A 17099-nucleotide genomic window follows, 5' to 3' on the forward strand; every position below is an offset into this window, starting at 1 on the left:
GCGCAACAGCATTACCCGGTCTGAGGCTAATTAGCCTTTGGCTTTCGCCACAGAGACCATCGCCGCACGGATGGTACGTCCGTTCAGGGTATAGCCTTTCTGCATAACCATCAGCACATTACCGGCAGCAACGTCGTCAGACTCTACCATTGCAATCGCCTGGTGCACGTTCGGGTCCATCGGCACGTCGATATCTGCAACCACCTGTACGCCAAACTTCGCCACAACATCCAGCATTGACTTACGAGTCAGCTCAATACCTTCGACCATAGCCGCCATAGCGTCATTGTCTTTGTCCGCAACTTCCAGCGCACGGTCCAGGCTATCCAGCACCGGCAGCAGTTCGTTGACGAATTTTTCCAGTGCAAACTTATGCGCTTTTTCTACGTCCAGTTCGGTACGACGACGCAGGTTTTCCATTTCCGCTTTGATACGCAACACGCTGTCGCGCTCGCGCGTTTCGGCTTCAGCAAGCTGAGCTTCCAGATTCGCAATTTTTTCATCGCGCGGATCCACCTGCTCAGCAGAAGCGTCTGGTTCAACCGCCTCAACTTCTTCGTGCTGATCCATGATAATTTCTTCCGGGGCTTGCCCCTCAGGCGTTTTCTGTTCTTTACTACTCATGAATTTCTCCGCGTTTTTTTCGCATTCATCTCGCTAACTTGGCTTATTATGGGGATCAGATTCAGGGATTCAAGGGAAGTACTCACATTGTCACTAATCTTCGTTACAAGGACCTCGAGAAAATGAACAAACATTTCAAGTGTATTGGCATTGTGGGGCATCCACGTCACCCCACTGCACTGACCACACATGAAATGCTCTACCGTTGGCTGTGCGCCAAAGGTTATGAGGTTATCGTTGAGCAACAAATCGCCCACGAGCTGCAGCTGAAAAATGTGAAAACCGGTACGCTCGCAGAGATTGGCCAGCAGGCAGACCTCGCCGTGGTAGTCGGCGGCGACGGCAATATGCTGGGCGCCGCACGCACCCTGGCACGTTATGACATCAAGGTTATTGGCATTAACCGCGGTAATCTCGGTTTTCTGACCGACCTTGACCCAGACAATGCTCAACAACAGTTAGCTGACGTGCTGGAAGGCCACTACATCAGCGAAAAGCGCTTTTTACTTGAAGCCCAGGTGTGCCAACAGGATTGCCAGAAGCGTATTAGCACTGCGATCAATGAAGTTGTGTTGCACCCCGGAAAAGTGGCGCACATGATTGAATTTGAAGTCTATATCGATGAAATTTTTGCCTTCTCCCAGCGTTCGGACGGCTTGATTATTTCCACACCGACCGGCTCTACCGCCTATTCGCTCTCTGCCGGAGGTCCGATCCTGACGCCTTCGCTGGATGCTATTACGCTGGTCCCGATGTTCCCGCATACACTTTCCGCACGACCGCTGGTGATCAACAGTAGCAGCACCATTCGCCTGCGCTTCTCTCATCGCCGTAACGATCTGGAAATCAGTTGCGACAGCCAGATCGCCCTGCCTATACAGGAAGGTGAAGACGTACTAATTCGCCGCTGTGATTATCATCTGAACCTGATACACCCAAAAGATTACAGCTATTTCAACACATTAAGCACTAAACTAGGCTGGTCAAAAAAATTATTCTAATTTAACGCCAACCTCTTTACTGTATAAAAAACCAGTTTATACTGTATGTAATTACAGTTATGGTTTTTCATACAGGAAAACAGCTATGTTGGCACAACTGACCATCAGCAATTTTGCTATCGTTCGTGAACTTGAGATCGATTTCCAGAACGGAATGACCGTTATTACCGGTGAAACCGGTGCGGGTAAGTCCATTGCCATTGATGCTCTCGGTTTGTGCCTGGGCGGACGCGCAGACGCCGACATGGTACGTGCAGGCGCTACGCGAGCCGACCTCTGCGCGCGATTCGCCTTAAAAGACACCCCCGCGGCTCTGCGCTGGCTGGAAGAAAACCAGCTTGAGGAAGGCCGTGAATGTTTGCTGCGTCGTGTTATCAGCAGCGATGGACGTTCACGCGGCTTCATTAACGGCACTGCCGTACCGTTGTCACAGCTGCGCGAGCTGGGCCAGTTGCTTATTCAAATCCACGGTCAGCATGCGCATCAGCTCCTGACAAAATCAGAACACCAAAAGTCTCTGCTGGATGGTTACGCCAATGAAGCGTCCCTGACTCAGGAAATGGCTGCGCGCTACCAGCTGTGGCACCAAAGCTGCCGTGACCTGGCGCATCATCAACAACAGAGTCAGGAACGCGCAGCCCGGGCGGAACTGTTACAATACCAGTTAAAAGAACTGAACGAATTCAACCCGCAGCCGGGTGAATTTGAGCAAATTGATGAAGAGTACAAGCGTCTGGCTAACAGCGGGCAATTGCTCACCACCAGCCAACAGGCGCTGGCTATCCTGGCGGATGGCGAAGACATCAACCTGCAAAGCCAGCTGTACACTGCAAAGCAACTGGTCACTGAACTGGCAGGCATGGACGGCAAACTTTCCGGTATCCTGGATATGCTGGAAGAGGCCACGATCCAACTCAGCGAAGCCAGCGACGAGCTGCGCCACTATTGCGATCGTCTGGATTTGGACCCTAACCGCTTGTTCGAACTTGAACAGCGTATCTCCAAACAAATCTCATTGGCCCGCAAGCATCATGTTGCCCCTGAAGCGCTGCCACAGTTCTATCAGTCATTGCTGGATGAACAACAGCAGTTAGACGATCAGGCCGACTCGCTCGAAACCTTAACCCTGGCGGTGAACAATCACCACCAGCAGGCTCTGGAAACGGCAAAAATGCTGCACAAACAGCGCCAGCATTATGCTCAGGAGCTGGGACAACTGATTACAGAGAGCATGCATACTCTCTCAATGCCGCACGGTGTCTTTTGCATTGATGTGAAATTCGAGGAACATCATTTGAGCGCAGACGGTGCCGATCGCGTAGAGTTTAAAGTGACCACTAACCCAGGCCAGCCGTTGCAGCCGATTGCGAAAGTGGCTTCAGGTGGGGAACTGTCGCGCATTGCGCTGGCTATTCAGGTTATTACCGCACGCAAAATGGAAACACCGGCGCTGATTTTCGATGAAGTGGATGTCGGTATCAGCGGCCCGACTGCTGCGGTAGTGGGAAAAATGCTGCGTCAGTTGGGCGAGTCAACTCAGGTAATGTGCGTTACTCACTTGCCGCAGGTTGCTGGCTGTGGTCATCAACACTTCTACGTCAGCAAAGAAACGGATGGCGCGATGACCGAAACACACATGCAGCCGCTTGATAAACGCGCTCGCCTGCAGGAATTAGCCCGCCTGCTTGGCGGTAGCGAAGTGACGCGCAATACCCTCGCAAATGCAAAAGAACTGCTGGCGGCATAAACTTTTTTACCTTGTTAAGGTCTGAGTTCAACATAAAATCGCCGACCGACCCGACAGCAAAAGGTTTTAAAGTGGTGAAAGGTCTATTATCATCGGCATATTACATATGAGCCGCGTACTGCTCGGGCCCGAAAAGGAATCAAATCACTATGCGCTGTAAAACGCTGACTGCTGCTGCAGCAGTACTACTGATGTTGACTGCAGGCTGTTCCACTCTGGAGCGAGTGGTTTACCGCCCTGACATCAACCAGGGAAATTATCTGACACCTACCGATGTCGCCAAAGTGCGCACGGGTATGACGCAACAGCAGGTTGCTTATGCTCTGGGTACACCAATGATGTCCGATCCTTTTGGCACTAACACCTGGTTTTATGTGTTCCGTCAGCAACCTGGTCATGAAGGCGTAACCCAGCAAACACTGACGCTGACCTTTAACAGCAGCGGCATTTTGACGAACATTGATAACAAACCTGCTTTGACCGACAACAAGTAGGATTAACAGATCAAAAAAAGGTGCTCAATGAGCACCTTTTTTATTGTCTGCTATTTTTTAGCGGATTTCTCTGCTCGCTGTCTGCGCAGCTCTTTCGGATCGGCAATCAGTGGCCGGTAAATTTCCACCCTATCACCGTCCTGGAGAACATCAGCAAGCTTTACCGGACGGCTGTAAATGCCCACTTTATTTTTGCTGAGATCGATATCGGTACGCAATTCCAGCAGCCCGGAAGCGCGGATAGCCTCTTCCACCGTAGCGCCCTGTTGCAGCGTCACACGCTGTAGATACTGTTTCTCGGGTAGCGCATACGCCACTTCAACGACAATTTTAGCTGACGCTGACACTGTAAACCTCTTTCGCGCGGACCGTGAAGGCCTGCACCATGTTCGAAGCCAGCTCTTTAAAGATACGACCAAATGCCAGCTCGATTAACTTATTGGTAAACTCAAAATCGAGATGAAATTCAATGCGGCACGCTTCATGACTCAGTGGCGTAAACTTCCATCCGCCAATGAGTTTCTTGAACGGTCCGTCGACCAGATGCATCAGGATGCTCTGGTTACTGGTCAATTGATTGCGCGTGGTGAACGTTTTGCTAATCCCTGCTTTCGAGACATCCACCGCTGCGGTCATCTGTCCCGGAGTCGACTCCAGCACACGGCTACCGGTGCATCCCGGTAAAAACTGGGGATAGGATTTAACATCATTCACTAGCTGATACATCTGTTCCGCACTGTAAGGTACTAAAGCGGTCCGGCTAATCTGAGGCATAACAATTTCCATCAATATCAATCACACAAATAATACCATTTATCCCCCGCTAAAAAAAACGCTATAGCCTAACTCGTGCTAAGATAGCGCCTTGCGCCCCGCTGGATGAAATGGGGTGTTTTTCGATTCCAGATTACCTATACTGAGCGGCATTATGACGAAGAAAAAAGCACACAAACCTGGCTCAGCCACAATCGCGCTTAACAAGCGCGCACGACACGAATACTTTATTGAAGAAGAGTTCGAAGCAGGACTCGCTCTGCAAGGTTGGGAAGTCAAATCCCTGCGGGCGGGTAAAGCTAACATCGGCGACAGCTACGTCATCCTTAAAGACGGCGAAGCGTTCCTGTTTGGCGCCAACTTCACGCCAATGGCTGTTGCCTCAACGCATGTGGTATGTGATCCCACCCGTACCCGTAAGCTGTTGTTAAACCAACGTGAGCTCGACTCCCTGTATGGTCGAATGAATCGTGACGGTTATACCGTTGTTGCGCTTTCACTGTACTGGAAAAATGCCTGGTGCAAAGTGAAAATTGGCGTCGCGAAAGGTAAGAAACAGCACGACAAGCGCTCCGATGTGAAAGAACGCGAATGGCAGTTAGATAAAGCGCGTATTATGAAAAATGCTGGTCGCTAAACGCTATTCTCCTGTGACCAGTCTCTCATCCTGAGACTGGTTCTTATTTTTTAGTTATTGAAACCCACTCAATACATTCATCAGGTTTATGGTTTATTTGTGCTGAATCGTTCAGGTATGAAATAAACTCCCCAGGCATTACCTTAGCGCCCCATAGTCTAATAAAATAAAACTTCAAGACCATGTCACCTATATTCAAACTTATTTAATAACACTATTATTACTGTTGTTTATTATATCACCTCTCATTTCAATTAAAATACAAAACCTTCAAATACAATAAGTTAACTAAAAATAAATCATTAAATACACACCGGAAAGTATACTTTTCAATTAGCCAAATATATTTTTAATATGGATAAGTTGCAGAATACATTCTTTCTGACTATATCATCTAATACGAAAGAACTATTCAGCTAACAGGGCCCGAACGTATTTGATAAGTAAATGAACCTCTGCATGACCTAATCAATGTAATTACATGTGTAAATTCATCTTTATGGTGAACGGGGCCCCTGTCTGCTCATTTTCCCAGCGCGCTGTTGCGGATTAATACTCCCGACATGCCATCAGGAGTGAACATATGCGTCTACTCGCCGTTGTATCAAAATTAACTGGCGTTTCCACAAATGTTGAATCCTCTGAAGTTACGCTCAGTTCGCCTTCTATCGTGAAACTGTCGGTGTCACGTGAGGAGGTAAGTCAACTGACTCGCGTGAATCAGGATCTGGTTGTCACTCTCCGCTCAGGTGAAACCATCACCATTAAGAACTTCTATGTCGGAAAAGGTGATGCGCAAAACCAGCTTGTTCTGGAAGACAGTAATGGCGCGCTGTGGTGGGTTCAGGATACTGATGGGGCATTCCATTTCCAGCATCTGGACGATCTCACTCCGCTAATGACTGCCGAGGGAAGCCATGAAGGCGGCGCCGTCTGGCCGTGGGTTCTTGGTGGGATCGCGGTCGCAGGCGGAATTGGCCTCGCGGCGGGTGGTGGAGGTGGCGGCGGGAGTGATAATAATGCCGGCAACGGTAATGGCAACGGTAATGGCAACGGTAATGGCAACGGTAATGGCAACGGTAATGGCAACGGTAATGGCAACGGTGGTAATGGGGATGGTGGTTCACCGCCAACAACAACCCCTAACATGCCTGACGTACCCGTTATCACCAGCGTAATCGATAACCAGGAGCTGATTACTGGCCCTGTTAATCAGCAGGAATCCACCAACGACAATACGCCCACTCTTCAGGGCACCGGCCCCGCAAATGCCACATTGCATATTTTTGATAACGGCGTCGAAATAGGCCAGGTCACTATCGATGCCAACGGCAACTGGTCGTTTACGCCATCCTCTCCACTCGCAGACGGTACCCACAAGTTTACCGTCAGTGCATCAGACGGTACGGGCAGCAGCGACATGTCGGACAGTTGGGAGATTATTGTCGATACGCTTGCCCCCGACGCCCCTGTGGTCACAGAAGTAACTGACGATTCAGGTTCCATTAAAGGCTTGATAGGTAATAACGGTGTAACCGACGATGCCACGCCAACCCTCACAGGCACTGGTGAAGCGGGCTCTTACATCAGCATTTCTGATAATGGCATTCTGATTGGCATGGTTCAGGTGGATGACAATGGTAACTGGACGTTTACACCTGACACGCCGCTTAGCGACGGTGTTCATAATCTGACGCTGACGCAAACTGACGATGCGGGTAACGTGAGCGCGGAAACGAGTGTACCGACATTCACCGTCGATACTACCCCGCCTGAAGGCGCGGTCATTTCCTCCGTAAACCTGCAAGGCACCGAGGTAACCGGTAGTGCAGAGGTGGGAAGCCAGGTCATTATCATCGGTAGTAATAATCAGGTTTTGGGTTCAACTACCGTTGATCAAACCGGCAATTTCGTCATCGCGATTTCACCGTCACAGACGCACGGTGAAGCACTGATCGCGAAGATTCAGGACCAGGCAGGCAACGTCGGGCCAGACACGTCCTTCAATGCCACCAACTCTGGCTACCCGGGCGTGCCTGTTATCATCAGCATTGTGGATGATGTTACCCCCTCAACTGGGCCATTGAACAATAATCAGGCCACCAACGACCCAACGCCTACGATCTCGGGTACCGCAGACGCAAACAGCACGGTTAACATTTATAACAACGGCGCGCTTGTTGTAAGCGTGCTTGCCGATTCCAGCGGCAACTGGACCTGGACCTCCAACACCAACTTGCAGGACGACTCATACTCCTTCACCACCACAGCAACCAACCACCTGGGCACGGGAGGAACGTCAGCGGCATTCAATATCACTATCGATACTCAGCCACCGTCAGCGCCGGACGATCTGAACGTATCTGCCGACGGCTCTGTCGTCACCGGTACAGCCGAACCAGGAAGTACCGTGACCATCAATAATAATAACGGTCTTCAGATCGGCAGCGGCGTCGCCGGAACGGATGGCTCATTTACCATCACCATTAACCCGCCTCAGACCAATGGTGAAACCATTACCGCTATCGCCACCGATCCTGCCGGGAACCCAAGCCTACCGGAAACCGCGCTCGCGCCAGACATCACGGCCCCGCTGCCGCCAGCTAATCTGGTGATTAATCCTACAGGCGATCAGGTTACCGGCATGGCGGAACCCAACAGTACGGTACATATTCTGGATCCTGGTGGCGCGATAATTGGAACAGTAACCGCCGGCTCGAACGGAGAATTCACCGCCACGCTGGTTCCGCCGCAGACCAACGGAGAACATCTTGTCGCCAACGCGACGGATGCTGCTGGCAATACCAGCGGCAACAGCGCGATTACCGCCCCGGATACCACGGCGCCTGACGCGCCAACCGGCGTCACCGTCGCCGGGGACGGTGGTTCTGTAAGCGGACATGCTGAAGCGGGAAGCACCGTCACTGTAAAAGACAGCAATGGTATTCAGATCGGCACAGGCCAGGCAGACAGCGGCGGCAACTTCACGGTGTCGATTACGCCGTCGAAAATGAACGGCGAAACGGTAAAAGTTACCGCAACGGACAGTAGCAATAACGAGAGTCAGCCAACTTCCGCGGTGGCTCCGGATATTACCGCCCCTGGAACGCCCATCATCACCGCCGTGACGGATGACCAGCCCATGTATCAGGGCCCTCTCAATAACGGCGATGTCACCAACGATAGCAAACCTAAGCTGGAAGGCACCGCCGAAGCAGGTTCTCAGGTCAAAATTTACGATAACGGCACCCTGCTGACGACCGTTGTCGCTGATATCAACGGTAACTGGAACTATACGCCAGCCTCGGCGCTGAGCGAGGGTGCTCACATCTTCACGGTGACCGCCACAGACGCCGCGAATAACACCAGTAGCGCGGCAAGCTGGAAAATCATTGTCGATACCATTGCGCCCACAGTTCCCGCAATCACGCTGGTGAACGATAACGTCGGTACGATAACCGGCGACGTTGCGAACAACGGTGGCATCACCAACGACAACACGCCGACGATTTCAGGCACCGGTGAGCCAGGTTCGTTAGTTAGCCTGTTTGACAATGGCACTTTACTGGACACTATCCTCGTCACCAGCTCCGGGACCTGGAGCTATACAGTGCCCGATGGCGCTCCGCTCACTGACCGGGTGCATAATTTCACGGTATTGGCTTCGGATATGGCAGGTAATGTCACCACCTCACCAACGGTTGTGACTATCACGGTTGATACACAAGCACCTGCCGCGCCAGTCATTCTCAGCATGACGGATAATGTCGGCAGCATCCAAAGCGAGCTACCAACCAACCAGCGTACGGACGATACGCTACCAAAACTTAACGGCACGGGTGTTGCCGGTTCAACCGTCACGCTGTATGACGGCACGACGCCTATTGGCAGCGTGCTGGTACCGGCGGACGGTAACTGGAGCATTCAGGTGACTCAACCGCTAAGCGAAGGGCCGCACACGCTGACCGCCGTGGCGACAGATGCCGCAGGTAATGCCAGCACACCCGCAAGCTTTGCGTTAACCATCGATACCACGCCACCTGCTGCTCCGATTATTGTCGCCGGAGAGGGACTGATAGGCGGCGCTACCCTCCCCCTGGCAAACGGCGGCAGTACGAAAAGTACCACCCCTGTTCTTTCTGGTACTGGCGAGCCGGGAGCAACCATCACCGTTGCTGATAACGGCACAACGTTGGGTCGCACCACCGTCCAGCCTGACGGTACATGGACATTTACGCCACCGAATGCGCTGCCTGAAGGACCGCATAAATTCACCGCCACAGCGACTGACGCAGCAGGCAATACGGGGATCCCGTCGGCGAGCTTTACCCTGACGGTTGACAATACGCCCCCCGTGCAGCCTGGCGCGCCTGTCATTACCGACGATGTGGCTCCGGTAACGGGCGTGGTCACGAATGGCAATACCAATGACACCACGCCAACCTTTAGCGGCACCGGTACGTCGGGGGATGTTATTTCGGTGTATCTCGACGGCAATACCACACCACTGGGCACCACCAAGGTTGGTGCAGACGGCACATGGAGCTTTACGCCGACCACGGATATTAACCCGGACAGTTATCAGGTCACCATCACCGCAACCGATCCGGCAGGCAACGTCAGCCAGCCGTCGACTGCCGTCACCCTGAACATTGATATTACGCCTCCCGCAACGCCTACGATCGAGGCGGCAGATGACAACGCAGGCACTATTCAGGGAGATATTGCAGAGAACGGCACAACCGATGACAGTACGCCGACCGTGCGAGGAACAGGAGAAAGCGGCTCGATCATTACGCTGTATAACGGCACGACGGTTATCGGCACCACGACCGTAGTGAATGGTTTGTGGAACATCACACCGACGACGGCGCTGCCCAACGGCACCTACACGCTGACGGCAGTCGCCACCGATGCTGCAGGCAACCCCAGCGACACCTCAAACAGCATTTCGTTTACGGTGAATTCGACACCGCTTACCGCCCCGCAGGTGACGGATATTGCAGATGACGTCGGCGTGATTACCGGTACACTCGGCAATGGAAGCGTGACGGACGATCTCTCCCCCACCGTCAGCGGAACGGGAACACCGGGCAGTACGATCCTAATCTATGATAATGGCAATCTCATCCCGCTAAACATCACGGTGGGAGCCGATGGCAAATGGAGCGTGGACGTTCCGCTTTCACCCAATGTGCAACATACGCTGACCTTTGGCGCGCAGGATGCGGCAGGCAATAGCCTCCCGGCGGGCAACCCGGTAATTATAACAACCGATACGCAAGCGCCGACTGCCCCCATCGTAACCACCATAGATAATAACGGTACGCTGGTGAGCGGGACGGCCGAAAAAGGCAGCACCGTTATTATCAGAAATGGCACCACGGTCCTCGGCCAGGCCGTTGCTGACAGCATTACCGGCGCATACACCGTCACGATTTCACCGGCTCAGACGGCGGGTGAAGCATTGAACGCGATCGCTCAGGATCCGGCGGGCAACCAAAGCGGAGAAACATCGTTTACCGCCTCAATCTCGGGCCTTCCACACCCACCGACTCTGCAAATCATCGACGATGTTCCTTCCGGTTTAACTGAAATTGGTAACGGAAAAACGACCAATGACACGCAGCCAACCTTACAAGGCGTGGCAACAGCCGGCGCTGATGTAAATATCTACCAAAACGGAATCCTGCTGATCACCGTCCCGGCTGACGCGAGTACCGGTGCCTGGAGCTACACCATCCCCAGCGCGCTGGCGGACGGCACGACCTGGAACTACGCGGTCTCTCAAACGGTTGGACTCGACACCAGCGGCCAGTCGCCAAACTATGCCATTACCATCGATACCACCGCGCCGCTCGCGCCAAGCATCACCGCCGTTACTGATGATGTGGCTCCGGTGACGGGCAATGTCGGCAGTGGACAACGCACTAACGACACGCGCCCAACACTGAGTGGTACTGGCGAGATTGGGGCGACCATTACGGTTTATGACGGCGGCGTGTCCATCGGCACCACTACCGTTAACAACAGCGGAAACTGGAGCTTTACCCCGCAAAATGCCCTGAATGACGGCCCTCACACGTTTACCGTGCGCGCCACTGACGCGGCTGGCAATCAGGGGGCCCCATCCGCATCCTACCCAATAACGGTGGACACAGGCCTGCCTGGTGCGCCAGTTATTGTGTCAGTAACCGACGATGTAGGTGGAACAACCACGCTCATTTCCGGGCAGACTACCAACGATAATACGCCAACCCTGGCAGGTACTACCGAAGCGAATAGCGTGGTCACCATCCGCGATAACGGCACGGTGATTGGCACAACCACCAGCGACGGAAGCGGCAACTGGAGCTTTACGCCTTCTCCGGCACTCAGCGAGGGCAATCACGCGTTGACCGCCACGGTCACGGACGCCGCTGGTAACGTCAGCCAGGCAACAGCGCCATTCTCGCTGTTGGTCGACACACTCCCACCAGTAGTGCCAACTATTGTGTCAGTCATCGACGATCAGCCGGGAAGCACTCTGCTGACCAACGGTCAACTGACCAATGATGCCCAACCCACGCTGAATGGCATTACCGAACCCAATGCCATTGTCACTATTCTCAGTAATGGTACGATCATTGGCACCGCAAATGCCGATGGATCCGGTAACTGGAGCTTCACCCCTACAAGCGCGCTGGCGCAGGGGGAAAATATCTTTACCGTGACGGCGACGGATGCAGCTGGCAACACCAGCGGAGCCTCCACCTCATTCACCATTTTGGTCGATTCAATTGCCCCATCTGCACCGGTAATTCTGACCATTCAGGACAATACTGCGCCGACAACCGGGCCTATCTCCAATGGGCAAATCAGCAACGAAAGTCGCCCGGCGCTTAGCGGTACCGGTGAAATTGGCGCAACCATTACCGTGCTGAGCGATGGTCAGGCCATTGGCACCACCATCGTCGGCGCAGGCGGAAACTGGAGTTTTACGCCTTCTGCGGCATTGGGTAACGGCCAGCATACTCTGACCGTCACGGCTACAGATAGCGCAGGCAATACCAGTCTGCCTTCTGGTGGCTTTACCTACACCGTCGATACTCTGGCACCGACAGCACCAGTGATTACTCAGGTTGCGGATGATGTCGGCCCGCTGATCGGTAATCTGAACAACGGTCAGGCCACGAACGATCCACTCCCGACGCTTAGCGGTACGGCTGAAGCCAATTCCACGGTGAGAATTTACGATAACGGATCGTTTATCGGCTTTACCACAGCGGATGGTACGGGCGCCTGGACCTTCACACCGGGAACCCAACTTGGCAACGGTAACCACGCGCTGACGGTAACAGCCACCGACGCGGCCGGAAACGTCAGCCCGACATCTGCGGGATTTAACATCGTTGTTGATACCGTCGCCCCGCTTGCGCCAACGATTATCCAGGCGTTTGATGACGTGCAGCCGGGAACCGGAACGCTATCGAACGGAGCCTTTACCAACGACACCCGTCCCGTACTCAGCGGTTCAGCGGAAGCCGGTGCCCGGGTAGCCATCTACGATAATGGCACGCTGCTGGCAACGGTGACTGCAACGATAGACGGCACCTGGGAATATCTGACCACCACACTTGGCAACGGTCAGCATGTGTTTACCGCCATCGCCACCGACGCCGCCGGGAACGTGAGTCCTGTCTCAGGTGGGTTTACGATTAATGTCGACACCATTGCACCATCCATCCCGCTGCTGGTCTCTGTGGTGGATGATATCGCAGGCGGCGTGTTCAATGCAGCGCTCAGCAACGGACAGCTGACCAACGATGCACGCCCGACGCTGAACGGCACCGCCGAGGCAGGCAGCACCATCAGCATCTATGACGGAAGCACCCTGTTGGGTACCGCGCTGGTGCAAAGCAATAACAGTTGGTCGTTTACCCCAACCACACCGCTGGCTAATGGATCGCACACCTTCACAGTCACCGCCACTGATGCGGCGGGCAACACCAGCGGCGCGACGGCAGGCTTTAGCGTGGTGGTTGACACCACGGCGCCGACGCAGCCTTCAATCAGCAGCATTATTGACGATATTGGGCCAAACACCGGGCCGATTGGCAGCAATCAGCCGACCAACGACGCGCGCCCAACGTTAAACGGCATCACGGAAGCCAACGCGCGAGTTGATATTTATGATAACGGCAGCTTTGTCACCAGCGTAACGGCGGACGGCAGCGGCAACTGGAGCTACACCCCTACTACCGCGTTGGCACAAGGTACCCACTCGTTTACCATCACTGCAACGGACAGTGCGGGTAATACCAGTGGCATATCGTCTGCGGCAGCGATCGTGGTCGATACCGTTGCCCCGGGTATCCCAACCGGGCTGGCGGTAAACGCCAACGGCACCGCGCTCACCGGCGTTGCCGAACCAAACAGCACGGTCATTATTACCTCCAGCGGCGGAACGGTGCTCGGCACGGCAACCGCCAACGCCTCCGGTAATTTCACCTTCACTCTGAACCCACCGCAAATCAGTGGGCAAACTCTGCTGGTCAGCGCACAGGATGCCGCAGGCAACATCGGTACGGCGGGTAACGTGCTGGCACCGTTTACCGGCGTACCGCCTGCGCCTGTTATTGCCAGCGTGCTCGATGACGTCGGCACTATCATGGGACCCGTCGCTCCCGGTAAAACCACCAATGACACCCTGCCAACGCTCAGCGGAACGGCGCAGGCTAACGCCGTCATCAATCTGTACAACAACGGCGTGCTAATGGGCTTCACGACCGCAGACAGTAACGGGATCTGGAGCTTTACCCCATCCGGTGCACTCAGCGAAGGTAACCATGCGTTTACCGCCACGGCAACCAACGCCAACGGCGCAAGTGGGTTGTCCGGTTCGTTCAGCGTGATCGTGGACACCACGCCACCGACCGCGCCAACGCTCCTGATCAGCGCCGATGGCGGTACCGTCAGCGGCGTCGCCGAAGCGGGAAGCACGGTCACCATTTCTCTGCCCGGCGGCACCAGCGTGACGGCAATCGCCAACAGCAGCGGTGTCTACAGCGTCAACCTGCCGGTTCGCCAGATTGAAGGGCAGTCGCTGTCCGCCACGGCGACCGATGCGGCGGGAAATACCTCATCGCCGACAAACGCTCTCGCACCAGTATTGCCGCTGCTGGCTGAAGACAATGTCACCAGCCTGCCGCTACAAACCGATGTCACCGTCAGCACCGAGCATCAAAGCGATTATGGTTTCCTGTTGGTCAATGCGCTGGGAAATGTCGCCAACGTGCTGGGGAACGATACGGCAAGCGTGAATTTCAGCATCGCTTCTGGCGGCAGCGGATCCATTACAATCAATGCCGCAGCGACCGGCGTAGTGCTGTCGCTGTTAAACACACTTGAAGTCGTCATCCAGCGCTTTGACACCGCGCTGAATGCCTGGGTGACGGTGGTGGATACCGGAAAACCAGACTTTGCCAGCCTCCTCACTCTGGGCGCCTCAGGCGTAACGCTCAATTACAGCGGACTGACTGGTGGTGATTACCGCGTGGTCAGCTACAACACCAACCTGCTGGCGACCGGAGCATACACCAGCCTTGATGTCTCTGTGGTAAAAGCCAGCGCAGGAACCATCACCGGCGGTACTACCGAGTCTGGCAATATCATCACCGATATCGATCCCGCCAACGGGCAGGATAATGCCCCTTCCGGCACGCTGGTTACCGCCATCACCGACGGTAACGGCAACGTCGTGAACATCCCGTCGGGCGGCATTGATGTGCAGGGGAAATACGGCATCCTGCATATCAATCAGAACGGTAGCTACACCTATACCCTGACCGATACGTCAATCTCGGTGTATGGCCGTTCTGAAAATTTCACCTACACGCTGACGCATGGCAGCGATCACTCCTCGGCAAAACTGGTGGTAACGTTCGGTCAGGCGCCCACCACCAGTACGGTAACCGCGGCAGACGATGTGGCTGCGCTGACTTACGGGACGCAGGTCATCGCGGTTGATCATGGCACATCACAGCAAACCGGCTTCACCCTCGCCAACGTCGGACTGGGTAATGTGCTGGATGTCAGTCTGGTTAACGGTTTAACCAATCCGATCAAATTTAATGTGGATGATGGCGCAACCCGCACGCTGACCGTCAAGGCCAGCGTTCTCGGCGTCACGGTTGGCGGTTTTGACCTCTATGTTTATCGCTTCAACGAGTCCATTCAGCAGTATGAGCAGTTCCGCGTGAAGCCCAACTGGGTCACGGCGCTGCTAGGAGGTAGCTCAACGGATTACACCATCACCCTGCCTGGCGGTGACTATCTGTTCCTGCTTAACGCCTCCGGCGGTCTGACGCTGCTGACCAGCTATACCCTGAATATCCAGGCCGATCACACCTACGCCGTCGACAGCCTGAGTGCGACAACCAATGGAAACCTGCTGGTCAACGACTCGGCTCCGGCCAATACCGTTATCACCGAAGTTAACGGTGTCACCGTAAACGGAACGGGTACAACCACCATTAACGGGCAGTACGGCACGCTGACTATTGATGCGAAAGGGAACTACACCTACACGCTGAGAAGCGGACTGGGCGCAGACGGTATCAATACGCCGGACAGTTTCGTGTATAAGGTCAAAGCGCCAAACGGTGATACCGGCAGTGCATCGCTGAATATCAAACCGACCCCACAGGCGCTGGATGCAGTAAATGACGTCAGCAGCACGATGGCGGTTAGTACCCAGGCGGATACTTCCCGGTCGTTTACCGACGACAGCGTCGGGAACGCCAGCTGGAGTGCCCAACTCCTTTCACCCACCTCAAAAAGTGGTACTGGCGTCATTGAAATCGCTACGGGAACGGCGGTGCAAAACGCCATACTGCATTTTAACGTCGCGTCAGGTCTGACGCTGGGCGGGCTGACCGTCACCTGGGCGCTGTATGACAGCAACAACATCAAGATTGCCGGTAACTCTTTCAATGGCGGATTGCTGGTTGGTGGCAATATCGATATAGCCTTGAGCGGGATCGTACTGCACCCCGGCAACTATCGCCTCGACTATACCGGAAGCGTCGGGGGGCTGGGGCTGGGGAATATCACCATCACCCCCAGCGTGAAAGGTACGATAATCGACCTGCAAAACTTCGAGACTTCCACAGCGAACAGCGTCACCGGCAATATTTATGACGGAGACCATATTGCCAGCGTGCATACCTTGCTGACGGTGAACGGCACGGGCGGCAGTACCGTCACGCTTGATCCGCTGAGTAGCACGACCAGCGCCATCATTAACGGGTTGTACGGCAAACTGACCATTGGCATTGATGGTCATTACACCTATGCCCTCAACAGCGATGTCTCGCTCTCCACCATCGTCACCAAAGAGACATTTACCTACACCCTTAACGACCAGAATGGCCATACCGATACCGCTACGCTGACCATCAATATGAATCCGCAAGTGGTGAGTACCGTCGATGCCGATCGCCTGACTGGCAGCGCCTACGGCGATACGCTGATTTATCACCTGCTCAACGCCAACGACGCTACCGGCGGCAACATTAGCAATGGTGCTACCGACACCTGGACCAACTTCTCACTGGCCCAGGGTGACAAAATCGATATCGGCGACCTGCTGGTGGGCTGGAACGGGCAGAACGCTACGCTCGGCAACTACCTCACCGTAACCACCAGCGGTAACAACACGGTGATTGCCATCGACCGCGACGGTACGGGCAACACATATCACTCAACCAATCTCATAACGCTGGAGAACGTACACACCACGCTCGATGAGCTGGTGCAACAAAATCACATCGTGCCCTGAC

General features: G+C 54.3%; 8 protein-coding genes. 5 read left to right on the forward strand and 3 right to left on the reverse strand.

All coding sequences use genetic code 11. The features are described from left to right. Nucleotides 1–30: 30 nt before the first annotated feature. Nucleotides 31–624 carry a nucleotide exchange factor GrpE gene (gene grpE, locus OGY68_RS14080; protein WP_003826408.1) on the reverse strand — a complete coding sequence of 198 codons (594 nt, stop codon included), beginning with the start codon at nucleotides 622–624 and terminating at the stop codon, nucleotides 31–33. 122 nt (nucleotides 625–746) lie between these two features. Here grpE and nadK point away from each other — a divergent pair, with 122 nt between their 5' ends. The 3 genes from nadK to bamE all read left to right on the forward strand — a co-directional run bounded on the left by nadK (nucleotide 747) and on the right by bamE (nucleotide 3866). Next, the gene (gene nadK, locus OGY68_RS14085; RefSeq protein ID WP_032944608.1) at nucleotides 747–1625 is read left to right on the forward strand and encodes an NAD(+) kinase; all 879 of its coding nucleotides are present in this window, start codon (nucleotides 747–749) and stop codon (nucleotides 1623–1625) included. Nucleotides 1626–1710: 85 nt separating this feature from the next. Then, a complete protein-coding gene (gene recN / locus OGY68_RS14090) occupies nucleotides 1711–3372 on the forward strand; it encodes a DNA repair protein RecN (protein ID WP_008785523.1) in 1662 nt (553 codons plus the stop codon). 149 nt (nucleotides 3373–3521) lie between these two features. Beyond that, nucleotides 3522–3866, forward strand: a complete 345-nt coding sequence (gene bamE, locus OGY68_RS14095; RefSeq protein WP_008785524.1) for an outer membrane protein assembly factor BamE — start codon at nucleotides 3522–3524, stop codon at nucleotides 3864–3866. 50 nt (nucleotides 3867–3916) lie between these two features. Here the strand turns inward: bamE and OGY68_RS14100 are convergent, their stop codons facing one another. Beyond that, nucleotides 3917–4213 (reverse strand): RnfH family protein, encoded by a 297-nt coding sequence (locus tag OGY68_RS14100; protein ID WP_008785525.1) that lies wholly within the window; start codon nucleotides 4211–4213, stop codon nucleotides 3917–3919. Next, nucleotides 4197–4640: a type II toxin-antitoxin system toxin RatA gene (gene ratA / locus OGY68_RS14105; RefSeq protein WP_003826396.1), complete on the reverse strand. Its 444-nt coding sequence runs from the start codon at nucleotides 4638–4640 to the stop codon at nucleotides 4197–4199. Before ratA ends, OGY68_RS14100 begins: the two co-directional genes overlap by 17 nt. Nucleotides 4641–4794: 154 nt before the next feature. On the opposite strand from ratA, the gene smpB reads away from it, so the two are divergent. Continuing rightward, nucleotides 4795–5277, forward strand: a complete 483-nt coding sequence (smpB, locus tag OGY68_RS14110; RefSeq protein WP_003031211.1) for an SsrA-binding protein SmpB — start codon at nucleotides 4795–4797, stop codon at nucleotides 5275–5277. 583 nt (nucleotides 5278–5860) lie between these two features. Further along, nucleotides 5861–17098, forward strand: coding sequence for a BapA/Bap/LapF family large adhesin (locus tag OGY68_RS14115; protein ID WP_286617127.1), 11238 nt, complete (start codon nucleotides 5861–5863; stop codon nucleotides 17096–17098). The last annotated feature ends 1 nt before the right edge of the window (nucleotide 17099 follow it).

Origin of the sequence: Citrobacter sp. Cpo065 (genome assembly GCF_030332805.1) — a bacterium.
Taxonomy (GTDB): domain Bacteria; phylum Pseudomonadota; class Gammaproteobacteria; order Enterobacterales; family Enterobacteriaceae; genus Citrobacter; species Citrobacter portucalensis.